At 55.1% G+C, this 24307-nt stretch carries 18 protein-coding genes; 15 read left to right on the top strand and 3 right to left on the bottom strand.

All coding sequences use genetic code 11. The features are described from left to right. The first annotated feature begins 12 nt into the window (after positions 1-12). From ACR0BZ_RS15755 to ACR0BZ_RS15715, 9 genes are all read left to right on the top strand, one after another. Positions 13-879 carry a hypothetical protein gene (locus ACR0BZ_RS15755; RefSeq protein WP_480920699.1) on the top strand — a complete coding sequence of 289 codons (867 nt, stop codon included), beginning with the start codon at positions 13-15 and terminating at the stop codon, positions 877-879. 69 nt (positions 880-948) lie between these two features. After that, complete coding sequence (locus ACR0BZ_RS15750; protein WP_480920698.1) at positions 949-2991, top strand: dynamin family protein; 2043 nt, start codon at positions 949-951, stop codon at positions 2989-2991. Then, the gene (locus ACR0BZ_RS15745; protein WP_480560260.1) at positions 2988-4274 is read left to right on the top strand and encodes a dynamin family protein; all 1287 of its coding nucleotides are present in this window, start codon (positions 2988-2990) and stop codon (positions 4272-4274) included. The genes ACR0BZ_RS15750 and ACR0BZ_RS15745 overlap by 4 nt, the downstream gene beginning before the upstream one ends. A 340-nt stretch (positions 4275-4614) precedes the next feature. Next, on the top strand, positions 4615-6786 hold the full coding sequence (locus ACR0BZ_RS15740) for a serine/threonine-protein kinase (protein ID WP_480487408.1): 2172 nt from the start codon (positions 4615-4617) through the stop codon (positions 6784-6786). 201 nt (positions 6787-6987) lie between these two features. Next, positions 6988-8007, top strand: a complete 1020-nt coding sequence (locus tag ACR0BZ_RS15735) for an FHA domain-containing protein (RefSeq protein WP_480483671.1) — start codon at positions 6988-6990, stop codon at positions 8005-8007. 3 nt (positions 8008-8010) lie between these two features. Next, positions 8011-8793, top strand: coding sequence for a PP2C family protein-serine/threonine phosphatase (locus ACR0BZ_RS15730; protein ID WP_267366226.1), 783 nt, complete (start codon positions 8011-8013; stop codon positions 8791-8793). Positions 8794-8814: 21 nt separating this feature from the next. Beyond that, on the top strand, positions 8815-10077 hold the full coding sequence (locus tag ACR0BZ_RS15725) for a type 2 periplasmic-binding domain-containing protein (RefSeq protein WP_480483670.1): 1263 nt from the start codon (positions 8815-8817) through the stop codon (positions 10075-10077). A gap of 43 nt (positions 10078-10120) precedes the next feature. Continuing rightward, positions 10121-11227: a transporter substrate-binding domain-containing protein gene (locus ACR0BZ_RS15720; RefSeq protein ID WP_267366224.1), complete on the top strand. Its 1107-nt coding sequence runs from the start codon at positions 10121-10123 to the stop codon at positions 11225-11227. 191 nt (positions 11228-11418) lie between these two features. Further along, positions 11419-12453: a glycosyltransferase family 2 protein gene (locus ACR0BZ_RS15715; RefSeq protein WP_480920697.1), complete on the top strand. Its 1035-nt coding sequence runs from the start codon at positions 11419-11421 to the stop codon at positions 12451-12453. 396 nt (positions 12454-12849) lie between these two features. On the opposite strand, the gene ACR0BZ_RS15710 is transcribed toward ACR0BZ_RS15715, so the two are convergent. From ACR0BZ_RS15710 to ACR0BZ_RS15700, 3 genes are all read right to left on the bottom strand, one after another. Next, positions 12850-15063 carry an NADP-dependent isocitrate dehydrogenase gene (locus ACR0BZ_RS15710; protein ID WP_480920696.1) on the bottom strand — a complete coding sequence of 738 codons (2214 nt, stop codon included), beginning with the start codon at positions 15061-15063 and terminating at the stop codon, positions 12850-12852. Positions 15064-15306: 243 nt separating this feature from the next. Beyond that, positions 15307-16365, bottom strand: a complete 1059-nt coding sequence (locus tag ACR0BZ_RS15705) for an ABC transporter ATP-binding protein (RefSeq protein WP_480920695.1) — start codon at positions 16363-16365, stop codon at positions 15307-15309. Then, positions 16362-17168: an IclR family transcriptional regulator gene (locus ACR0BZ_RS15700; protein ID WP_480483666.1), complete on the bottom strand. Its 807-nt coding sequence runs from the start codon at positions 17166-17168 to the stop codon at positions 16362-16364. The genes ACR0BZ_RS15705 and ACR0BZ_RS15700 overlap by 4 nt, the downstream gene beginning before the upstream one ends. A 140-nt stretch (positions 17169-17308) precedes the next feature. On the opposite strand from ACR0BZ_RS15700, the gene ACR0BZ_RS15695 reads away from it, so the two are divergent. The 6 genes from ACR0BZ_RS15695 to ACR0BZ_RS15670 all read left to right on the top strand — a co-directional run bounded on the left by ACR0BZ_RS15695 (position 17309) and on the right by ACR0BZ_RS15670 (position 24304). Further along, positions 17309-18568 carry an ABC transporter substrate-binding protein gene (locus tag ACR0BZ_RS15695; RefSeq protein WP_480483665.1) on the top strand — a complete coding sequence of 420 codons (1260 nt, stop codon included), beginning with the start codon at positions 17309-17311 and terminating at the stop codon, positions 18566-18568. A gap of 93 nt (positions 18569-18661) precedes the next feature. Next, positions 18662-19588 (top strand): carbohydrate ABC transporter permease, encoded by a 927-nt coding sequence (locus tag ACR0BZ_RS15690; RefSeq protein ID WP_480507004.1) that lies wholly within the window; start codon positions 18662-18664, stop codon positions 19586-19588. A 1-nt stretch (position 19589) separates the two neighbouring features. After that, positions 19590-20438: a carbohydrate ABC transporter permease gene (locus tag ACR0BZ_RS15685; RefSeq protein ID WP_209507605.1), complete on the top strand. Its 849-nt coding sequence runs from the start codon at positions 19590-19592 to the stop codon at positions 20436-20438. Continuing rightward, complete coding sequence (gene melA, locus ACR0BZ_RS15680; protein WP_480920694.1) at positions 20435-21775, top strand: alpha-galactosidase; 1341 nt, start codon at positions 20435-20437, stop codon at positions 21773-21775. The genes ACR0BZ_RS15685 and melA overlap by 4 nt, the downstream gene beginning before the upstream one ends. Before the next feature lie 58 nt (positions 21776-21833). Next, complete coding sequence (locus ACR0BZ_RS15675; protein ID WP_480920693.1) at positions 21834-23540, top strand: IlvD/Edd family dehydratase; 1707 nt, start codon at positions 21834-21836, stop codon at positions 23538-23540. Then, a complete protein-coding gene (locus ACR0BZ_RS15670; RefSeq protein ID WP_267364972.1) occupies positions 23540-24304 on the top strand; it encodes an SDR family NAD(P)-dependent oxidoreductase in 765 nt (254 codons plus the stop codon). Before ACR0BZ_RS15675 ends, ACR0BZ_RS15670 begins: the two co-directional genes overlap by 1 nt. Positions 24305-24307 lie beyond the last annotated feature (3 nt).

Here is a 24307-nt window from a genome sequence, read left to right as displayed (position 1 = left end):
GGGGGTCACGGTATGATGGACACAGACATTCTCGACATGCTCGAAGATATCGGGCGGTCTTCGGTCGCCCGCCTGTCTCCGACGGTGATTGTCCCCGGTGAAACTGCTGCAGCCCGTCGGGCGGCTGTGTTGCGTTTCATTCGCGGAACGATATTGCCCAGACGACTGGAGCTGACCGCGGCCAATGGAAGCTGCCTGAAAATCGAAGTAAACAGCTCCCGGATCACGGATGTGTTTCAGGTGCCGTCCGGGCAGATCCCAGATTTCGAAACGGAACCACGTACCGCGCTGGTCGACAAACTGGCCCAACTGATTTCAGACATTTCAGCCGCCCCTGCCCCACTGGAACTGATGTCTGGAAAGCCAGCCTCGACGCTGGAGGCTGATGATGTTGGTATTACGCTGAGTGAGGTCGAGAACGCCTGCGCCGGAATTGAGCTTTCCTCTGAGCCCATCGTGTCTGTTGTTCCGGACGTTGAAAAACCTTCAGACAACAGCCCTGCCCCGACAGCAGGGTCGGGCAATTCGTTGGCGCAACAGTTTTTTGACGGAGCCGAACGCTTTGCCACAGGTCGTGTTCTTGTGGACAGTATGGAAAACACTGCACTGGCTTGCGAAGGAACCTGTAAACCTTCCGAGGGAATGCACGCTAATCAAGAGATCTTGACATGTTTTGTTTCAGATCTTGCTGGTTGGAACAACGACACCCGGGACGAATTCGAAGGCCCGCATTTGATCGTCATGCGGCCATCGGGTGGTAAGGGTGCGGGCATGGCTGTTCTGGGCGACAACGAACAGATTGCTGTGGCCATTCATGATGCCCGCAAACTTGGTGCGGTAATCAATCTTTGGAAATCTTTGGAGGAGGCTGAGGAATGACCGCCCCCAAAGCATTCAAATTTTCGACTAATTCAATGCGTTGTTTTTTTGTAGTCAGGGTAAAGAGTAATGAGTGAAACACATCGCCGCGAGCTTATTCGCATCGCAGAAGACATGAACGGGACGAGCAATGACGAAACACGTCAGTTCATATCGCGCATCATTGGTGATCTGGGAAAACTGAAACCGTCAGTTGCCTTTGTCGGGCAGATCAAGGCAGGAAAGTCGCGTTTGATCAACGGCTTCACCGGTCAGGCAGAATACCTGCCGTCGGACGTGAACCCGTGGACAACCGTGATCACCGACATGCATTTCGGGCACCCGAACGGTCGAACCGAAGGGGCCGAGTTCCATTTCTTCGACAACTACCAGTGGCAATCACTGATCGCCGAAGGCGAAGAGTTGCGCAACATGTTCCCGGATGACGAGGACAGCTACAAGCGCGAGATGATCGAAGAGCAGGTCGAAGCCATGAAGACCCGGGCGCGTCGGCGACTGGGGGACAGTTATGAACAGCTGTTGGGTCAACATCACGATCTGGATCAACTGACATCCGATGATCTGGCGCGTTACGTGTGCGCCGGGGACGACCCCGCAGAAGACGGGACAGTTGACCCCGGCAGTGATCGCGGACTTTACAGTGACATCACGCGCAAGGCCGAGGTCTATTTTGACATCGGTCATTTCCCATTCCCTCTGACCGTCACCGATACGCCCGGAGTAAATGACCCCCTGCTGATCCGTGAGGAGATTTCGCGTCAGTATCTCAAGGAATCCGATTTCTTTGTGGTGGTGCTGTCAGCGCATCAGGCGTTGTCGCGTGCGGACCTGAAACTGTTCCGGCTGATGCAGGCATTGGAACTTGGACAGATCGTTGTCTTCATCAACCGTGTCGATGAATTGGGCGGCGGGGCCGAAGATGCGGCAAAAGTGCGTCTGGATGTTGTAGACGGGCTGGAAAAAGCTTTGGGTACTTCGAATATCGATGTCCTGATGGGCAGCGCACAATGGGCGCACTATGCGCTGACCGGCGATGAAACCGGTGTGAACCACGATCATATTCTGGCGTGGTTGCGGGCGCACCCGGAACAGATGCAACAATACCTGAACGGTGTGGCCGAGATCAAACAAGGGCCGGGGCCCATCAGCCGTGAGGCTGTCTTGCGGTTTGCTGCTATGATCGCGTCGGGCTTGCCCGACTTGCGCCGCCATGTCACTCAGGCTTTGGCGGACGGGCCGATAAACGAACAGCTGAGGCTGGCGTGGCAGCATCTCGACAGCTTCGCGCGTGGCGATTTGGAGCGGTCACAGGTACATCTTCGTGCGCTGCAAGACGAAGGCAGCGCGGGGGCGCACAGCCCGGATGACAGCGACAAGACGCTTGGTGATCTGCGCAAATTGATTGCGGACAAATCGCAAGACATCGTCAAGGACATGGACGATGTTCTTTCAAACCTGCGTGGGGTCATGGACGACACGGTCTCTGAATCCGTCTTTGTTGTGGTGCGTGGACCTGAAGGACAATCCCCATTGCTTGCCAAAGGCGGCGCTACCGAGTTGAATTTCACCCCTTTACGCGAACACATGCGCGAGCTGGTTCAAGGCGCGTCGCAAGTGGTGCGGCAACGCATGTTGAGCGAGCTTTACGCGATCGACATGCAATGCAACGCCGCTTTGCGGGCACTGCCAGGGTGGCAGGAACCAGTCGACAATCGCATGAACACAAGTGCAGTGCGTTGGTTCCGCCCGGACACCACCGCCCTGACCCGTGGCATTACCGTTGAGCTGCGTGTAAACTGGTTGTCGCGCCTGATATCGCGCAACAGTGTTGTGACGCGGGCCGAGCGCATGATCGTGCAGGAATTCGAGTTAATTGGTGATGACCTGATCGACACAACGCGTGAAAACCTTCTGGAACGGTTGAAAACTGTTCTGGATCATTACTTGGCCCTGTTGGCAGGCCATCTTGAGCACCGTTCCGGAGCGGGTGAGTTGAATGCTCAGGCGGAAGCACAAGCTGCGTTCGAACGGGCGCGCCGTATTGCTGACGAGTTGGATAGTGTCTTTGGAACAAGCAACGTGGACGAACGACAAGCAGAGGCTGCGGAATGATTGAGTTTCCCGGAACCGAACAGGAAGTGCGCCAGCTGGAGCGTTTTCTGACATCGACAGAAAAACTGTCGTCGGACCCGAAATTGGAAGATATGCGCGCACGGGCTCTGGCCCACGCCGAACGCCTCTCCAACGCGGTCAACATCGGTTTCGCCGGAGAGTTCGGGGCGGGCAAGTCAAGCCTTGCAAACATGCTGGCAGGGGCGGATATTCTTCCAACCGGTCCGCAGCACCTGAAGCTGCCACTTGTCATCGTTGCCTACGCGGATACGCCAGAGACGACAGTCGGCTGGTGGAACAAGGAGCCAAAGACATATTCTGGTATAGCACTGGAAAAGGCCGCTGCGGATGAGCCTGACTTTATTTCGGTTGGATTGAACACACCTGCTCTCAAAGAGATATCACTGTTCGATCTTCCCGGCTCTGGCGCATTGGATGATACATACAAACAGACACTGGACCTGCTGAAATTCGTCGACTGTGCCATCTGGTGTACCAACGGCACAAGCGCATGGCGTGAAACAGAACGGCATTTGTGGGCGCAGGTGCCGCCCGAGCTAAGAGCCAACAGCCTGCTGGCAGTTACACATGCTGATTTGCCCCCGGTGCAGGCAGCTCTGGATCGGGTACTGGCTCGATTGAACAAAGAAAAAGAAGGACTGTTTCGCGCTGTGGTCCCAATTGGCACGCCCGTCGCGGTGCGCGCCATGGCACAAGAGCCGGAACCAGATTTTGATCTTTGGGAAAACTGTGGCGGCCAAGAACTCGCGGAAAAGGTCCTTGATGCGGCGTCTGACCGGCGGCGCAGTGACCTTGACGCTGCCCGGAAGGATCTGAAGCACGAGTTTCTGCCATTCCTGGAAACATTGAATGGGCCAGAGCCGGAACCTTCCGTCAACGATGCTGCGTCAATGCAGTCAACGCTCGGGTCTGCCCTTCCGCCACTGAACAACCCCATTCTTGAAGACTGGTTGGCTGCCATTGCCAGCATTTATGAAGATCTGCGTGACACCACTGCCATTGAACCCGCAGCTTTTTTGCAAAGCTGCCAGGAAATCGTCGAAGATTTCGCGGAACGGCTGGACCAAGGTGGCGAGATCGATCCGGATGCTGACTGGATTCCGGCCGAATTCGAAAAAGCGACTGACTTGTTGTTGTTGCTTCAGTTTGAAAGCGGAGATGCGCCTTTGAAAGACGCAATCAGCATACTTGTACAGCTTGGTGACAACCTTGCATGGGCTGGCAGTACCGTCGCTGCGGCACAATCCAAAACCGGTACCTAGCACATTCCATCAGGATTGAAGCGCTGTTCAGCGATTCGAAGGGCCGAAGAATCGGCCCTTTATTGTTTCGAATTCGTAGACCAAGAGACCGATTTGGGGTCGTCAGTTTTCATTTATTCCACTTCGTTAATCAATATATTGTGTCACTTCTTCGCGCTAACACCATATATGCTATAATCTAAAAAACGATCCTTAGTGAAGCCATCAGGCGGCCCCATTAAAGTCAAATTTGAAACGTCTAACCGTTCTCAAGTGTCCTGCGGTTGTTTTTGGTTGTGAGTTCGTGGGCTGCCGGCCCTGTTTAATTAAGCCGCAAAATGAGTAGAACGGGCGGATTAAAATGAGCCACAACCAGGCTGTCGGTGCAACGCACGACGAACCAAAAATTGAAGGACTGCAACCGGGCGCAAAGCTGTTGCGCGGGCAGTATGAGATCCTCCGATATCTCAGCAACGGCGGATTTGGGATCACCTATTTAGCACGCGACAGCCTGGAGCGTGATGTCGTGATCAAGGAATGTTTCCCCGGTGCGTTGTGCCGTCGCAACGGGGACTTGGTTGAGCCGAACGACCCGTCCTACAAGGATGATTTGCGCGCCATTATCGACCTGTTTATTCAGGAAGCCCGCAATCATGCGCGTCTGGTGCATCCGAACATCGTCGACGTTCATCAGGTGTTCGAAGACAACGACACAGCTTATATCGCTATGGATCTGATCCGTGGTTGCGACCTGCTGGACTATGTTGAGAATCCGGAAAACGACGGTGGTCCTGACTTTATCGTGCAAGTCACGGAAAAGATGCTGTCCGCGGTGTCGTTCATCCACCAAAGCGGGATGCTGCACCGTGACATTTCACCCGATAACATCCTGATTGACGAAAACGGAAACCCGGTCCTGATCGACTTCGGTGCCGCGCGTGAGCAAGCCGCAAACAAGTCGGCCGCATTGTTGACCCTGCGCGTTATAAAAGACGGATATTCGCCGCACGAGTTTTACGTCCGTGGTGCCGAACAAGGGCCCAGCAGTGACCTCTATGTCTTGGCCGCGACTCTGTATCACGCAATCAGTGGCGAACGCCCGGTAGACGGCCAGAGCCGCCTGAATGCCTTCAACAACGGGCAGGACGACCCTTATACCCCATTGGCAGGCCGCTTTGACGGATACCCCGATGGATTCCTCGAAGCAATCGACAAGGCAATGGAAGTACACGCAACGGACCGGTTGCAGACAGCCCTGGATTGGCTGCGCATGTTCCGCGGCCCTGGCGTGATGTTTGATACCTTCGCCTATCGCCCGGTTTCCGTGATTGTCGGCATGGATCGCAAGGACAAGGAAGAAGAAAAGGCGCGGATCAAGGCCGAAAGTGAAAATGCCGAAGCGGTTGTGACGGCTCTGCTCGCCGGGAACTCGGACATTGTTCGCGAAACCGAAAAAAAGAATGAACCCGAGATGGCAAAGATTTCTGCAAAAGCGGAAACACCGGTCGCAGTTGATACCGTGGTTCAGAGCGGATCCGGTGGCAGCGGCAAGATGATCGCTGGTGCAGCAGTGCTTGTGGCAGCGTTGGCTGCAGGCGGTTTCTTCGTGATGTCCGGCGACAAAGGTGAAGAACAAGCTGAGGTTACGACGACGCTGCCTGAAGCAACCACACAAACTGCCGAAGCAGACCCGCCCGCGGTGGAAGAACCCGTGGCCGAAACACCTGAACCCGACGTCACGGTCGCTTCAGAGCAACAACCTGAACCAGAAGAGCCTGTCGAGCAGGCGCAAGTTGAACCTGCGGAACCAACCGCTACAGAAACAGCGTCCGAAGCTACCGAGACTGCCGGTGCCCAGGAACAACCTGCAGAACAAGAGGTTGCGGCTGTTGTGGACGAACCCAAAACCGATGCCGCTTCCGGCACTCCGGTCGAACAACAGGTATCTTTCCACCATTGGGATGTTGAAATCCCCTTCCAGACGTCCCGCCGCCGGACCGCAACAGGTGCAACAATTGCGGTAACCGGTGTGGACGCCAATCAGGACATGAGCGTTATCGGCGAATGGGTGGAACCCGGAGTTGTGATCTTTACTCTGAACGGCAACCCGGTTCGTCAGGACGTCTCTTTCGCGGCGCAAGTCCTGGACAAGCTAAGCGTCGACCCAGACGGCTTTACACGGGTTGCAGCCCGCTACCGGCCGCTTGGAAAGACCCGCGCGCAGAATGGCCTGCTGGCACTGCCTGTGCTGCGCTCGGTCGGATTGGAGAACGGTTACTCGTTCACAGTCAGCAGCTCGGGAGGTGAAGGGTGGCAAACAAAAGTAAGCTCGGTTCCAGCCGAGGCGACAGGCAGCTTGCAAAAAGGCGATGTTCTGTTGAGCGAAAGCCAGACCAACATGACATTGAATACGTCCGAAAGCCTTGATGGCATGCTGGCTGCGCTGGTTTCCGACAGTCAGCCAGAGGCAAAGCTGACCGTATTGCGCAACGGTGCTGAGGTAGCTGCGACCATGCAGTTAGCGCAGGAGTGATCTGACCGGTTCAATTTTGATCTGCCAGTGTGTGTTTACTGAGGGTGGCTTTAAGTTTGCCGCCCGGCGGGAACCGGCCCGCCGCAGAGAGTACCAGTTTCCATGTTTTCAATTGAGTGTCTCTGCGTTGTTCCACGCAGGGTTAGGTAGCAGCCCCATGGCACAAAAGGTCCGTGCCAACAATTCGAAGGTGTCGACACCATGTTCAAATACAAAAGCCCTCTGAGCCGGCTTCTCGAAGGTGCCGGCAAATCCAAAGAAGATGATGTTGCTGAAAACGCTCATGCAGCTGACAGCGCGGCACCTGAAACCGAAAAGCAGGAGCCTATCGCAGACTTCAACGCGCTGCGTGCCGCACTGGCCGGTGGAAACATGACGTCTGAATCCTATGAGGAAACAGACGAGCTTATCCCTGAAGAGAAAATGCCGGAATTCGACGAAGTTGCGGCGGAGAACACGGAAGAGCCGGTTGAAGTGTCCATCTTCGTTGAAGATGCAACTGACGAGGACGACCAAGATACCAAGAACTTGATGGCCGACCCCGACGATGACGAGGATATCTCGGACGATCAAATCATCACTTTGCATGTAGCAGACGAGCTTGCCGAAACACCGGATGAAGTTGCGCCGCCTCTGGATGTAGCTGAAATGAGCGCGCCGGAAACGGTGGAAGCTGAGGTTGCAGCCCCGTCCGTGCAAGAACCGGCAGTGGTGGAAGAGGGTGCCGTACAGGCTCAACCCACGCCTGCCGCCCCAGCCGAGGACCGTCGCTCGCGGGTCAAAACAACGTTCCTTGGGTTTGAGCGTGCGGACACGCATGTTCAGGAATTGATCGAAACATCAGAACCCGTCTCAAAAACCGAAGCTGCTCAGGAAACATTCCCGGTTGGCTGGCTGGTGGTGACGGCAGGTCCCGGGCGGGGCGCCAGCATCACCCTGACCGAAGGCCTGATGCAAATCGGTCGAAACGATGACCAGGCGATCCAACTGGATTTCGGCGACACAGGCATTTCACGTTCGAACCACGCTGTTATTGCTTATGACCCGGAAGATCGGAAATGCTATCTAGGGCATGGCGGAAAGGCCAACCTTGTTCGCCTGAATGGTAAACCCGTTCTGAGCACAATCGCACTCTCCAGCGGTGATCTGATCCGCATCAGTGAAACATCAATCCGATTTATGGCCTTCTGCGATGAAGGTTTTGATTGGCGGGATTCCTGATAGATGCTGGCTACTCCGGCATATGATGTTGCGCTGATCCTGAACCAGGGTCAGCGGGAAACGCAGGAAGACGCGATTGCTGCGCGCATGTTCGACGCATCGGACGCGGGCTATATTGCGATCGCTGACGGTATGGGTGGCCACGAGGCGGGCGAAGTGGCTTCGGAAATGGTGATTGCCGCTTGGCGGAACGCGCTGGATACCGAGCTAGAAGCCGATACCTTGAATGAAGGCGCCGCAATTGACGCGCTGCCATTGGCTGCCATGCAAGCCAATGCAGCAATATCAGACCATAACGAGGCACAAGGCCAGGGTTTCAACATGGGCTCCACCTTGTTGGGTGTCCTCTTTCTGGGTCAGCGTGTGTTCCGGATTTCGATCGGTGACAGCCCCCTTTACCTGTTCCGCGAAGGCAAGTTGACACAGGTGAACGAAGACCACTCGATGGCCCCCGTGATCGACGCAAAACTGGCCGCTGGTGAGCTTTCGGAAGCTGAAGCACGGGGACTGGACCGGAACCAACTGACGTCGGTGATCATGGGGGGTGCTATTCCAAAAGTGGATTGCCCTGAAGACCCGCTGATCGTGTCTCCGGCTGATATTCTGATCCTTGGCAGCGACGGGCTTCAGTATCTTAGCGACGCTGAGATTCAGGATGTTCTGCGCCTGCATCAGCAAGAGCTAGCACAGGAAATCGCCGAAGCCTTGCAACTGGCAGTGCAGGCCAAGGGCGATCCCGATCAGGACAATCTGTCGATCGCAGTCGCAAAACTTACGAGAAAATAACCAGGCAAAGCAACAGGACCCATGAGAAAACACCTATTCATATCAAGCCTTGCCCTTGCCGCCGCCACAGGCGCGGCGTCAGCGCAAGAGGCATGTTCAAACTACGAGATTCAGCGTGGCGATAGTCTGCGGGAATTGGCAATCCGAGTTTACGCGACCGAAGATTATCGGCCAATCTACGATGCTAACAGGGATGTTATCGGCACAAATCCCAATATCATTCGTGTCGGCGATGTTTTGAAATTGCCTTGCCTGGAAGATGTCGGGCGCGCACCCGAGTTGCCCGACACCGAAGCAGGACGCCTCGCGGCTGAAATGGCCTCAGAACTGGTAAAAGCGGCAGAAGAACGCGCGGAGAAAGCCGTGGCCGAAGCGGAAGCCCGTGTCGCGGCGGCAGAAGCTGAGGCAAAGAAGGCAAGTGAAGATGCAGTCGTCGCTGCGCGGGCCGCTGCCAAAGAAGAGATCGAGGCAGCCCGCTCGGAAGCCGCCGCACTGATCAGAAATGCTAACGCTGAAACGCGCCCGGAAATTCGTGATCGTCAGTTGCTGTTGATTACCGGCGGGAACTACGCTCCGTTTACGGACGAAGCGTTGCCCAACCGGGGGCTTTACACGCATCTGGTTGAGACAGCGATGCTGCGGGCCGCACCGGAACAAGCGTACAAAATTCAGTTCGTGAACGATTGGTCGTCGCATCTGGATCTCTTGATGCCAACACTTGCATTTGACGGCACCTTCCCCTGGTCACGCCCAAATTGCGAAGATGCAGCAGCGTTGTCGGAAAGTGACCGCAATCGTTGTGAGACCTACGATTTCTCAAACCCGTTCTATGAAGTCGTGGATACATTCTTTGCGCGCGATGGATCGGGGTACGAGCAGACGCTGACCTATGCCGACTTTGCCGGGACAACAATTTGCCGCCCGGAAGGTTGGTCGCTTTCACATATGGACGCGGTAAGTCTTTACGAACCCGTCATCAAGCTGATGCGGCCAACATCGCCTGATGATTGCTTTCATGCTGTGATGGACGGAACTGCCGATATCGTGGCAATCGAAGCGCATCTGGCAGAGGAAGCCATCGCACGACTTGGCTATAAACACCGGATTATCGAAAACCCCAACCTGGCGGCGATCAAGTCGCTTAATGTCATGACCCATAAAGATAATCCTGATGGGGAAGCGATCTTAGAGACGCTGAATCAGGGTCTGGCAATCATGCAGCAGTCAGGCGAATGGCGCGATATCGTGTCGACCGCCCTGCGTCACCAAATGGAAAATGGATAAGGCCCCGTCTGGCCTGACAAACAAAAGTCTGGAGGAAGTGGAAATGTTTAACGAGAAAATTAAGAAACTGGCGCTGTCGGCAACTGCCATCACAGCTCTGAGCGCGGGAGCCGCCGCTGCACAGGAAGCGTGCACGAACTATACCGTGCAAGATGGTGACACATTGGCAACCATCGCCATTGCCGCCTATGGCACCTCGAACTACCAGCCAATCTTCAACGCGAACAGGAACGCGATCACAAACCCGGGGGCTCTTAATCCTGGGCTGGTGCTGGCCCTGCCCTGTGAAGACGGTAGCCTGCCGAACGGCCAAAGCGCGCAGGAAATCATCGCTGCTGAAGAACAGCGCGCGGCCAGCGTAAAGCGGTCGAATGTCTATGCGCCGCCGATCAAAATGGTGGCTGGTAACGGCTGGGAACCGTTCACAACCGAAACACTGAATGGCGGCGGCATCATGACCCGTCTGGCAACGACCAGCCTTCAGCGGGCCGGAAACAGCCGTGAGTATTCAGTCAGCTTTGTCGACGACTGGAGTTCGCATCTGGATACACTGTTGCCGCTTGGTGCCTTTGATATTTCAATTGCATGGACCGTTCCTGATTGTACCAACCGTACATACGAATGGTCCCCTGAAACCGAAGCTCGCTGCACTCAATTCGTAGCTTCGGTCCCGGTTTACGATATCGTCGGCGGCTTCTTCACACTGCCGGAAAGCGAATACGCAAGCGCGACCAGTTTCAAGGACCTGGAAGGCTCGACCATTTGCCGTATGGCAGGCTGGAGCATGGTTGTTCTGGAAGAACAGGGACTGAACCGCGAGAACACGACTGTGGTTCAGCCCAGCTCGGCCCGTGATTGCCTTGACGCTGTATTGACCGGAACCGCAGATGTTGCGGCATTCGAAGTTGATCTGTTCGCATCGACAATGAAAGACATGGGTTTGACTTCGGCTGACATCGTTGAGAACCCCTATGTGTCCACACTGTCGTCGATGAGCTTCCTTGCGCATCGCACCAACCCGTTCGCGCGCGAATACATCGCTATGATGAACAAGGGTCTGATCGAAATGCGTCAATCCGGTGAATGGTACGCGATCATCTCGGATACGCTGCGTGAGCAAAACGCAAAGTTGAACGCAGCTTCGAACTGATCCCTCGGTTCAGCTGAAACTTTGGGGCCGGTTCTTGAACCGGCCCCCTTTTGCTGAATTATCGGCGCGATTCAATCGGATGCCAAAATTCGGCCATTTATCTGCTTCAGAAATACCTCATACGCGCAGCATCTTGGGAACAAAGCGCAATCATCCCTCAAGTGACACGTCCGAGCGAGCAAGAGTGACATATGATACAGGGTGCCTTGAATATCCAAAGTGGATCTCTGACACGGGCGTTGTGGCCGGGTTTGGAAATTGCTGTTATCTTGCCCTGTTACAATGAAGCCGTTGCCATTGGTGAAACAGTCAAGCAGTTCCGCGCCGCCCTGCCGGAGGCAGTAATTTACGTATTCGACAACAATTCCACGGACGGCTCGGCGAGAGTGGCGCAAGAAGCTGGCGCGCTGGTCTACTCTGAAACATTTCAGGGCAAAGGTAACGTTGTCCGCAGGATGTTTGCTGACGTGGATGCGGATGTCTACGTCATGGCAGACGGGGATGCGACCTACGACAGTATGGCAGCACCTGAAATGATCAATCTGCTGGTCTCGCAAAACCTTGATATGGTCAATGGCGCACGGGTGAACGACGACATTCAAGCTTATCGACGGGGTCATAAGTTTGGAAACGCCTTGTTCAGCGGGCTGGTGAAATTCTTCTTTAACAGCAAAATCAACGACCTGCTGTCCGGTTATCGTGTTTTCAGCAGACGCTTTGTCAAAAGCTTTCCGGCGGTTTCCAACGGGTTCGAGATTGAAACTGAACTTACAGTGCACGCGATGCAGATGCGCATGCCGATTGGAGAGGTTGAGACAAAATACGTTTCACGGCTTCCGGATTCGAACTCAAAACTGGCCACCTATTCAGATGGGTGGCGAATTCTCAAGATGATTGGCCTTTTGATCAAAGACGAAAAGCCAATCGCGTTCTTCTTATCTTTGGCATTGTTGATATTCTTACCTTCGCTTCTCGTATTCGCATCGGTTTTCCGCGAGTTTTTGGAAACAGGGTTGGTTGACCGAATTCCGTCTTTGGTTGTCGCAGTATCCGGTTTTGTCGGAACCATGCTGTCAATCGTGTGCGCGCTGATCCTTGAGTCTCTGGCGCTTGCCCGGCGAGAGGCGCGTCGCCTGTCTTATCTGCGACACAAAGGTGTTGCGATGTACGGAACGAACAGAACAAAGGCGCCGATTGCCAACCCAGAACCCCGGCGCGTTGGCTAATACCCAGTCTCCAGGCTTCCTCTTTGCGTAAACACAAGATTGTGTTCGTGTTCAACCATGGTTGAACTGCTTGGCTGTCCAGAAAATCCCGAGAACCAAAATGCAAATGACCAGCACCCCAAATGCTGGTCATTCTCTGAGTGAGTGATAAGGCCCTGAGGCATCACCAGTGAAATTCTCTGTTATCCAAGGTTTAAAGCAGTCAGCGCTGCCGTGCTATTAGGGGAATCCCGTAAGTGCAAACAAATTCATTGTAAAGCATTGTAAATGCTTAATACTTTTCTCTACCCTACTTTCTTTTACATTGCCCGCGATACAAAAAAGGGACCGCACAATTGTGCCGGTCCCTTTCTGCTTTTTGAACAGGCAAAGGATCACCTGTTTTGCCGTTAGCGATTAGCCGATGATTGTGTTCAACGTTGTGCTGGGCCGCATAACCGCCGCCGTTTTGGCTGGGTCCGTGTGATAGTAGCCGCCCAAATCCGCAGCTTGACCTTGAGCTGCGGCCAACTCTGACAGGATCTGCACTTCGTTGGCGGCCAGCTCCTTGGCCAGTGACGCAAACTCGGCAGCCAGTTCCGCATCTTTGGATTGGGTGGCTAAAGCCTCTGCCCAATAGCGTGCAAACCAATAGTGGCTGTCGCGGTTGTCCGGCTGACCAACTTTTCGGCTGGGTGAGCGGTTGTTGTCCAGAATACCCTGCGTCGCTGCTTCGGCCGCTGTACCCAGAATGCCCGCTTTTTCGTTGCCTTTGGTATCAGCAAGGAAGTTCAGCGATTCACCCAACGCACAGAACTCACCCATCGAGTCCCAGCGCAGATGGTTTTCCTCGACCAACTGCTGCACGTGTTTGGGCGCCGAACCACCGGCACCGGTTTCGAACAATCCGCCACCGTTCATCAGTTTGACGATGGAGAGCATCTTGGCCGAAGTACCAAGCTCCAGGATCGGGAACAGGTCAGTCAGATAGTCCCGCAGCACGTTGCCTGTGATGGCAATCGAGTCGTTACCAGCGGTGATCGTCTCCAACGACTGACGGGTCGCTTCACGCGGGGCCATGATCAGAAACTTGTCGGCCACGCCAGCAGCCTCAAGCGCCGGTTTGACATATTTGATAAGCTCCGCGTCATGGGCCCGGTTTGCGTCCAACCAGAAAATCGCCTCGGAGCCGGTCAGACGCTGACGGTCCATGGCCAGCTGAATCCAGTTCTCGATCGGCGCTTTTTTGACAGTGCAGGCGCGCCAGATATCGCCGGCCTCGACACTGTGGCTGTGCAACGTTTCGCCATTGGCCAGAACGATGCGGATTGTACCATCGGCCGGTGCCTCGAAAGTTGTCGGGTGCGAACCGTATTCCTCGGCTTTCTGAGCCATCAGGCCCACATTCGCCACGGCTCCGGCCGTGGACGGGTTCAACGCGCCGTTGGCCTTGAAGAACTTGATGGCCTCATCATAGACGGTCGCGTAGCAGCGATCAGGGATCACACAGTTGGTGTCACCTTTGGCACCCGTCTGGTCCCAGCCCTTGCCTCCGGCACGGATCACAGCAGGCATTGAGGCATCAATGATTACATCCGATGGGACATGCAGGTTCGTGATTCCGCGGTCCGAATCCACCATATACATGGATGGACGGTCCGCCTTGAGCGTGTCGATAGCCGCCATGATGTCAGCATGACCCTGTACGCGCTCCAACAGAGCGCCCAGACCTGAATTTGGGTTCACACCCAACGCATCCAGTTCCGCGCCGAACTTTTCGAACACGGGGGCCAGCCAGGCTTTGACCGCATATCCAAAGATGATCGGGTCTGAAACCTTCATCATCGTGGCTTTCATATGCAGCGAGAACATGGTCCCGTCTTTTTTGGTGTCCTCAATGGCATCTGAAAGGAACGCAGACAGTGCATTGACCGACATGAAAGTCGCGTCGGCTATGGTTCCTTCTTCCAGCGACCAGCCGTCTTTCAGAACGGTGACGTCACCATCTTTACCTACAAACTCGATTTTTGCATCGCCTGCTTGTGCTGCGGTGATGGTGGCCGAAATCTCGTTTGCATAGAAATCATTAGCCGGCATGGACGAAACTTTGGTCTTGCTGTCCGACGCCCATTCGCCCATCGAATGCGGGTTGTTCTGAGCATAGTTTTTCACCGCACGCGCCGCACGGCGGTCGCTGTTCCCTTCGCGCAGAACCGGGTTAACAGCAGAACCTTTGATCGCGTCATAACGGGCGCGGATCGCCTTTTCCTCATCCGTTGCAGGTTCTGCAGGGTAGGTCGGAATGTCGTAACCCTGCGATTGCAGTTCTTCGATGGCCGCAACCAACTGAGGAACCGAGGCAGAGATATTCGGCAGCTTGATGACATTGGCATCACGTGTCTTCACCAACTCGCCCAAATCAGCCAGATCGTCACTTACACGCTGATCGTCGGTAAGGTTCTCGGGGAATGCTGCCAAAATGCGTCCCGCAAGGGAAATATCTTTGGTGCCAACGCGAACGCCCGCAGCAGATGCGAACTTGCGAATGATGGGCAGGAACGAGGCGCTGGCCAGTTCTGGCGCTTCGTCTACAATGGTATACAATATGTCGAAGTTCGATTTATCTGCCATATTCTTTTACCTTTTTTAAGCCTTTCGGGGCGTGCGATCCAAGAGTTGCAACCACAATTGCGTGGCGTGAGAGGGGCTAAACCACGATACAGCCCCTGGGTGACTCTGTTTTGACAGGGCTTCCCTTAAATCACGTTTGACTTGGAATCAATCGCATCTGCCCGCGCGTTTTGCCACGGGTCAGATAAAGTGTCGTGCAACTCTTGGGACGGGTAAGACTGCCCGTGGGCTGGAAGGTCGTGACTAACGATACCGTTGCCCGGTCTCTGGATCAAAAAACATCACACGATCTGGCTGTATGGCGATGCCGATCCGATCCCCGGTTCTGCTTCGTTGATCGTCCCGTTCCTCAATGATCAGCTTATCACCATTTGGCGTCCGTAGATATGAATAGGAAACGCCGCCCAAGGCTTCGGTCAGGTCCACGGTGCAAGTATCGGCCGAACGGTCAATCTGAATATGTTCGGGCCGCATGCCCAATATCACCTTGGTCCGACCGGAGGGGATAGTCGCAAAAACGGGCAACGGCTTGCCTAGCGCGGGATGCGAGACATGGCCATCCCCATAGTCACATTCCAGAAAGTTCATTGCAGGCGAACCGATGAAGCCTGCGACAAACCGGTTGTCGGGATCACGGTACAAATCCATCGGAGCCCCAACCTGTTCAACACGACCATCCCGCAGCACGACGATCTTGTCGGCCATGGTCATGGCTTCGACCTGATCATGGGTCACGTAAATCATTGTCGCGCCGATTTCCTGATGAAGGCGCGCGATCTCAACACGCATTTCCACGCGCAACTCGGCGTCCAGATTGGACAAGGGTTCGTCAAACAGGAAAACGTCGGGGCCGCGAACGATGGCACGGCCAATCGCAACCCGCTGCCGTTGACCACCCGACAGAGCCTTGGGTTTGCGTTTGAGATACTGGTCAAGCTTCAGAATGTTCGAGGCTTCCTGCACTTTTCTGGTGATCTCGGCCTTTGGGACACCGTTCATGCGAAGCCCAAAGCCCATATTTTCCGCCACGGTCATATGCGGATAAAGCGCATAGGTCTGGAACACCATCGCCACACCACGTTTGGCCGGGTCCATGTGGGTTACGTCTCGCACCCCAATGTGAATCTCGCCTTCCGACGTTTCTTCCAAACCCGCGATCATCCGAAGCAATGTGGATTTGCCACATCCCGAAGGGCCAACGAAAACACAGAACTCACCATCTTCGATCTGCAAGTCGATGCCGTGAATGACTTGCGTCTGGCCGTACCGCTTGATTGCCTGATTCAGGGTTACACCTGTCATGTCGCTTGCTTCCTGTCATTGCCGAGGTCTGGTCGCGTTTCAGGGAAACGCCATGCCTGTGCCTCGGTGCTGATTTGTTCAGCCACCCGCCGCACACGAGGCACCCATGCCTCGAGTTGTTCAAAATCCATTCGTTGGGTCGAGCCGGTTACCGAGATTGCGCCCAGGACCCGACCGTTTGTTGTCAGAATGGGGCAGGCAACGCAGATAATTCCGGGTTCATGTTCTTCGTCATCAACGGCAAAACCCTTGCTGCGAATTCGATCGAGATCCGTGCGCAGGTCATTGTCGGACGTCAGAGTCTTGTCGGTAAAGCGGTGAAAACTCTGCTGCGAAATTGCCCGGTTAAGGTCACTTTCATTCAGAAAGGCAAGCATCGCCTTGCCAACACCCGTGCAATATGCCGGGCCCACCTTACCCGCCTGGGAATACATCTCGATCGGTTGCGCCGCGTTGCGTTTGTCTACGTAAAGAACCTGACCAGCATCGAGCTGCGCCAAATGCACGGTCTCTCCGGTTTCCTGGCTTAGAATATCGAGAAACGGACGTGCGATAGGGGCCAGTGAGCTTTGGGTCCAGGCTGCATGCGCAAGTCGTACCAAACGCATACCCGGCGCGTAGGTTTGGCGCTCGGGGTCGTAACATAGCATTCCCTGATTGGTTAACGATTGCAAAAACCGATACAATGTTGCTTTCGGAAAATCGCTGCCGTCCAGCAATTCCGAAAATCGCACAGGGCGCTGAAATGCGGCGACCTGATCCAGGACGTCACATGCTTTGCCAATAGTTCCGTCACCTGACACGGGCGTCCGTTCTCCTCCGCTTGCCCATCGCAGCTCGCACGAGGGTCTTGACAAGACTAACCGAGTCGATGTGTAGTTTTCAATATATAAAACATAGTTTCATTATTTGGAACTTGTGTGGAAGCAACAGGGAGGAAACCATGTATTCCACTTTCAAGCGCACAACCGCTGCGCTGGCACTTGGCGTTGCTATTGCAGCACCGGCGGCTGCCGACCTGACCGGAGAACTTCGGATTTTTCTGGACACATCAAACCCGGCCCCGCGCGCAACGATGGAAGCCATGATCGAGCGGTTTGCAGCGCAGCACCCCGGCCTGGAAATTGAAACCACGGTTATCGACCGCGAGGCGTATAAGACCCAGATCCGCAACTTCCTGACGGCCGACACACCCGACGTGGCCACTTGGTACGCCGCCAACCGTATGAAACCATATGTCGAAGCCGGTCTGTTCGAAGACGTCTCGGATCTTTGGTCGGAACCTGAAATCGCCGAAAACCTGGCATCAACCAAAGGCGCGATGACCATCGACGGCAAACAATGGGGCGTGCCCTATACCTACTACCAGTGGGGCGTTTACTACCGCAAAGACATCTTTGATGAGCTGGGCCTGAGCGAACCGACCACTTGGGAAGAAGAGCTGGCAAATTGCCAGAAGATCGTCGATTCAGGTCGCGCTTGCTATACCATCGGGACCAAGTTCCTTTGGACCGCTGGTGGCTGGTTCGACTACCTGAACATGCGCACCAACGGGTTTGATTTTCACAACCAGCTGGCCAATGGTGAAATCAGCTGGGAAGATGACCGGGTCAAGCAGACCTTTGCCAACTGGAAGCAGTTGATCGACATGGGGGCCTTCATTGATAACCATCAGACCTATAGCTGGCAGGAGGCTTTGCCATTCATGGTCAATGGAGAAGCCGCCGCGTACCTGATGGGCAACTTCGCAGTCGCGCCCTTGCGTGAAGCAGGGCTGACCGATGATCAGCTGGATTTCTACCAATTCGTGTCAATCAACCCTGATGTCGAACTGGCTGAAGACGCGCCGACCGATACATTCCATATCCCGGCGAATGCCTCGAACAAAGAAGCAGCGCGTGAATTCCTGCGCTTTGTTGTCTCGGCGGACGAACAGACCGAGATCAACAATGGGTCAAACCTCGGTCAGCTGCCGGTGAACGCGCAATCCTCAGTAGACGATGACAAGTTCCTGCAGCAGGGTTTTTCAATGCTCTCGTCCAACAGCCCCGGCGGTGTGGCTCAGTTCTGGGACCGCGACGCGCCGGCTGAAATGGCCAAAGTGTCAATGGAAGGTTTCCAAGAATTCATGGTCAAACCAGACAATGCTGACCGTATTCTGGCCAAGCTGGAACGCGCGCGAGAGCGTATCTACGACAACTGATCAGGCTTGGGCCGGGCTGAAGCCCGGCCTACTTGACCCGCTTTGTTGGGCAGGTTTCAGCCCGCCTTCACCTCAAGAAAACCCGGGACACCCATGACCACTGCCCCCGACGCCCCAGAACAGGAAAGCTGGTTTCACATAAACCAACAGCGGATCGCCCCGTGGCTATTTTTGGCTCCGGGCCTGCTGTTCTTCATGGTCTATGTGATCATTCCGGTCTTCCAGTCCTTCAACCTGTCACTTTACGAGTGGGATGGGTTGGGGGCCGCTGAATATGTGGGAATGCGCAACTATGAAGACTTATATTGGGAGTGGGTTGACCGGGACGCATTCTATATATCGCTCAAAAACAATCTGATCTGGCTGATCCTGTACCTTCTGGCCATTCCTACGGGCCTGTTCATTGCCTTGTTTTTGAACCAGACGGTCTGGGGTATCCGCCTTTACAAATCGCTGTTCTTCTTTCCATTTGTCATCTCTCAGGTTGTTGTTGGCCTCGTATTCACGTGGTTTTACGATCCTACTTTTGGCCTTTTGAATGAGTTTCTCGGCTTATTTGGAATGGGCCCCTTGAATGTGCTGGGTGATGAGCGCCTGGTCACCTATGGCATCATCGTCGCGGGCCTTTGGCCGCAAACCGCCTATTGCATGATCCTCTACCTCACCGGACTGAATGCCGTCGATCCAGAACAGATCGAAGCCGGACGCCTGGATGGTGCCAAAGGCTTGAGAATGCTGTGGCACATCATTCTGCCGCAGTTGCGCCCGGCGACTTTCATTGCATTCGTCGTGACAATCATCGGGGCGCTGCGCAGTTTCGACCTGATCTCAATCATGACACAGGGCGGGCCATTCGGATCCTCCCGCGTGCTGGCCTATTACATGTTCGAGGTCGCCCTGTCCGAATACGGTTTCCGGATGGGGTATGGCGCGGCAATCGCTGTGGTTCTGTTCCTGATCATGCTCTGCTTCATCGCCTATTTCCTCTGGTCGATGTATCGCGAAGAAAGGGGGCGCTAAGATGTTTCCCAAACCTATCGAAAAACAGCCGCGCGCCGCGCAGATCACCTATCAGGCGATGCTGCCAATTGCCCTGCTGCTGTGGCTTGGGCCCCTGCTGGCGGTGGCTCTGTTTTCGGTCAAACCAGCGGCGGATTTCACCAACGCCAACTATTGGGGCTTGCCATCCAGTTTTGAAGGTGCAGTCAATTACGGGCTGGTGTTCTTCAACTCGGACATGCCGCGATATTTGCTGAACTCTTTCATGATCACCATTCCTACGGTAATCGGTGCCGTTGCTCTCAGTTCCATGACCGGCTTTGCACTGGGTATTTACAAATTCAAATCGAACCTATGGATTTTCTTCATGTTCGTAGCCGGCAATTTCGTGCCATTCCAGATCCTGATGGTGCCTGTGCGCGACCTGACACTGGATTTAGGCCTCTACAACACAAAAACCGGCCTCGTCTTGTTCCACATCGCCTTCCAGACCGGCTTTTGCACATTGTTCATGCGCAACTTTATCCGGGCCCTGCCCTTTGAATTAATCGAGGCCGCGCGAGTCGAGGGTATCAGCGAATGGCGCATCTTCTGGTACGTGGTGCTGCCGTTGATGAAACCCGCAATAGCCGCACTCAGCGTGCTGATCTTTACCTTCATCTGGAACGATTACTTTTGGGCGGTCGTCCTGACACAGGGCGCGGAAAGCCAACCTGTCACGGCAGGTATCACCAGTTTCAACGCCCAGTTCCGCGCCGCCTACCAACTAATGAGCGCGGGCTCGATCGTAGCAGCGCTGCCGCCGGTTGCCATGTTCTTCCTGATGCAAAAGCACTTTATCGCGGGCCTGACCCTCGGAGCTGTAAAATGACAAAGATAAGTTTCATCGGAGCAGGTTCCACGATCTTTATGCAGAACATCGTGGGGGATGTTCTGTTAACGCCTGCTCTGGCGGACAGTCATTTTGCGCTGATGGATATCGACCCCGTACGCTTGACGGAAAGCGAATCTGTAGCCCGCGCCATGGTCCGTTCCGTCGGGTCAAACGCGACAGTATCCACACATGCGGATCGACGCACGGCACTTGATGGTGCCGATTTCGTTATCACTGCCTTTCAGATTGGCGGGTACCAGCCTTGTACCGTCACTGATTTTGAGATCCCCAAACAATACGGGCTGCGCCAGACCATCGCCGATACGCTGGGCGTGGGTGGCATCATGCGGGGGCTGCGCACTGTGCCGGTCTTGTGGGACGTAGCGCATGACATGATGCAGCTATGCCCTGATGCGACACTACTACAATACGTCAATCCGATGGCCATCAACACCTGGGCACTGGCCGAGAGATACCCATCATTGAAGCAGGTCGGCCTGTGCCACTCGGTTCAGAACACTGTGGCGGAACTGGCACATGATTTGGACCTGTCAAAAGACGACATTCGCTACAAGGTCGCGGGCGTCAATCACGTCGCCTTCTTCCTGCGGCTTGAGCACCAGGGCCATGATTTATACCCCGCCCTTCGGCAAGGTTATGTCAGCGGCAGGATCCCCAAGGCACCGCTGCTGATGCCGCGCTGCCTCAACAAGGTGCGCTACGAAGTGATGGATCACCTTGGCTTTTTCTGCACCGAAAGTTCTGAGCATTTGGCAGAATACGTGCCATGGTTCATCAAAGACGGGCGGGCGGACCTGATCGAGAAATTCTCAATCCCACTCGATGAATACCCGACCCGCTGTGTGGAACAGATGAACAACTGGAAAGAGCAGGCCAAAACCCTGACTGACGGGCGCGACATAGCCGTCACTCGCAGCCATGAGTTTGCGGCAGACATAATGAACGCAATCACCTCTGACTCCCCTTACGTGGCCTATGGCAATCTGCCAAACACCGGCCAGATACCTCAGCTGCCTATGGGGGCCGCTGTCGAAACACCGTGTCTGGTTGATGCAAATGGCATTCAGCCTTCTGTCATCACAGACGTCCCACCGCAGCTGATCGCCCTTATGCGTAGCCAGATCAACGTTCAGGAACTCACAGTCAGGGCATTGGTCGACCAGAACCCCGAGCATATCTATCATGCAGCCATGATGGACCCGCACACCGCCGCCGAACTGGACCTGCGCCAAATTCGAAATCTGGTGAACGACCTTCTGTCTGCCCATGCCGACTGGCTGCCAGATTGGTGCCACCCATCTCGCGCCGCTTGAATTTCACCTTTTTACAAATACTCAAATCCACCCAGACCTAAAAAAGCATCACAGAACAATGTCAAAACGCCGCTCACAGCATTGGTACGGGAAACTCGACAAGGATGGGTTCATCCATCGATCCTGGATGAAAAATCAGGGTTTTCCTGATCACGCCTTCGATGGGCGGCCAATCATCGGAATCTGCAACACATGGTCGGAGCTGACCCCTTGCAATTCCGGCCTGCGCGATCTGGCCGAAGGGGTAAAGCGCGGTGTGTGGGAGGCCGGGGGCTTTCCCGTCGAATTCCCGGTCATGTCGCTGGGCGAGACCCAGATGAAACCCACAGCCATGCTGTTTCGCAATCTGCTGGCCATGGATGTCGAAGAGTCGATCCGCGCATATGGCATTGACGGTGTGGTTCTGCTGGGCGGGTGCGACAAGACCACGCCGGGCCAATTGATGGGCGCAGCCTCGGTCGATCTGCCGTCGATCGTTGTCAGCTCCGGCCCTATGCTGAATGGAAAATATCGCGGTCAGGATATTGGCTCAGGAACCGATGTGTGGAAGTTCTCCGAGGCCGTGCGTGCCGGAGAGATGACCCTTCAGGATTTTATGAACGCGGAATCCGGGATGTCCCGCAGTGCCGGGGTTTGCATGACCATGGGGACAGCCAGCACCATGGCGTCTCTGGTCGAAGCGATGGGCATGAGCTTGCCCACCAATGCCGCCCTGCCCGCCGTTGACGCCCGCCGCATGGCCCTCGCCCATTTGACCGGCAAGCGGATTGTCGAAATGGTCGACGAAGACCTGAAACCATCGGACATTTTGACCAGGGAAGCCTTCGAGAATGCAATCCTCGCCAATGCGGCCGTTGGGGGATCGACCAATGCCGTTGTGCATCTACTGGCGCTCGCAGGTCGCGTAGGCGTTGACCTGACGCTCAAGGACTTTGAAATCGGATCAGAGATTCCCCTTCTGGTGAACTGCATGCCCTCGGGCACATACCTGATGGAAGATTTCTGTTACGCTGGCGGTGTTCCGGCTGTGTTGAGCGAACTCAAACCTTTCCTGCGACCGGCCAGAACGGTTCTGAACAAGGACATCTCGGCCCATTTCGAAGGCGCCGAATGTTTCAACCGCGATGTCATCCGCCCTTTCAACGATCCGGTGAAGCCCGCTGCTGGCCTTCGTGTTTTGCGCGGCAATCTTGCGCCCAACGGAGCCATCGTCAAACCTTCTGCCGCAACAGATGCCCTTCTTGAAACCGAGGGTGAGGCGTTCGTTTTCGAAAACATCGAAGACCTGAAAGCCAATATCGACCGGGATGATCTGCCGGTCACACCCAAAAGCATTCTGGTGCTCAAGGGATGTGGACCCAAGGGTTATCCCGGGATGCCCGAGGTAGGAAACATGCCGATTCCGGCCAGATTGGTGAAGGAAGGCGTTCGCGACATGATCCGTATCTCGGATGCCCGCATGTCCGGCACCGCCTATGGCACCGTCATCCTGCATGTCAGCCCTGAGGCACAGGCGGGTGGCACGCTGGCGTTGGTGAAAACCGGCGACCGCATCCGCGTATCTGCCAGCGCCGGCAAGCTTGAACTGTTGGTGGACGAAAAAGAATTGGACGCGCGCCGAGCCCAATGGAACCCAGACAAGCAGCATTATTCCCGCGGGTATGCCAAACTTTACGTCGATCACGTGCTGCAGGCCGATCAAGGGGCCGATCTGGATTTCCTCGTCGGCAAAGACACCCGCCTTGTGACCAGAGAGAGCCACTGATGACCCAAGCAGCGACATTTCATGACTTGAACGGGTCATCCGTCTATATCACCGGCGGAGGCTCGGGCGTGGGCGCAGCATTGACGGATGGGTTTCTGGCTCAGGGGGCCAATGTAGCTTTTATCGGCAGATCGGACGCCAGCGGTTTTGTCGAAGAGATGCGCGACAAACACGGCCGCGCACCTCTGTTCATGCAGGGTGACATGACCGACACCCAGCTTCTTCACACGACAATGGCCAAAGCCGCCAAAGCCCACGGCCCCCTGAACGTTTTGGTTAACAACGCGGCCAATGACCAACGCCATACACTTGAGGAAACCACGACCGAGTTCTGGGACTGGATGATCGAGGTAAACCTGAAAGCCTATTATTTCGCCTGTCAGGAAGCGGCCCGGCAAATGAAAGAAGGCGGCGTTATCATCAACTTCAGTTCGATCAGCTACATGATGGGCAATGCAGGCTATCCGATCTATACGACGTCAAATGCGGGCATTACAGGGATGACTCGGTCTTTGGCCCGCGAACTGGGACCAAAGAACATACGTGTGAATGCGCTGGCTCCCGGTTGGGTCTTGACGCAAAAACAACTGGATATGTGGGCGACGCCCGAAGATTTGGCCGCGCATTTGGATCGACAATGCCTGAAAGAACATTTGACGCCCGAAGACATGGTTGCACCGACATTGTTTCTTGCATCCAACGCCAGCCGGGCGATGACCGGTCAGTGTATGGCGGTTGATGGCGGCGTCGTGGTTTCAGGGTGACAC

The organism is Ruegeria sp. P8, assembly GCF_056534665.1.
The sequence above is the reverse complement of the archived record's forward strand: the minus strand, read 5'-3'. Positions and strand labels throughout refer to the sequence as shown.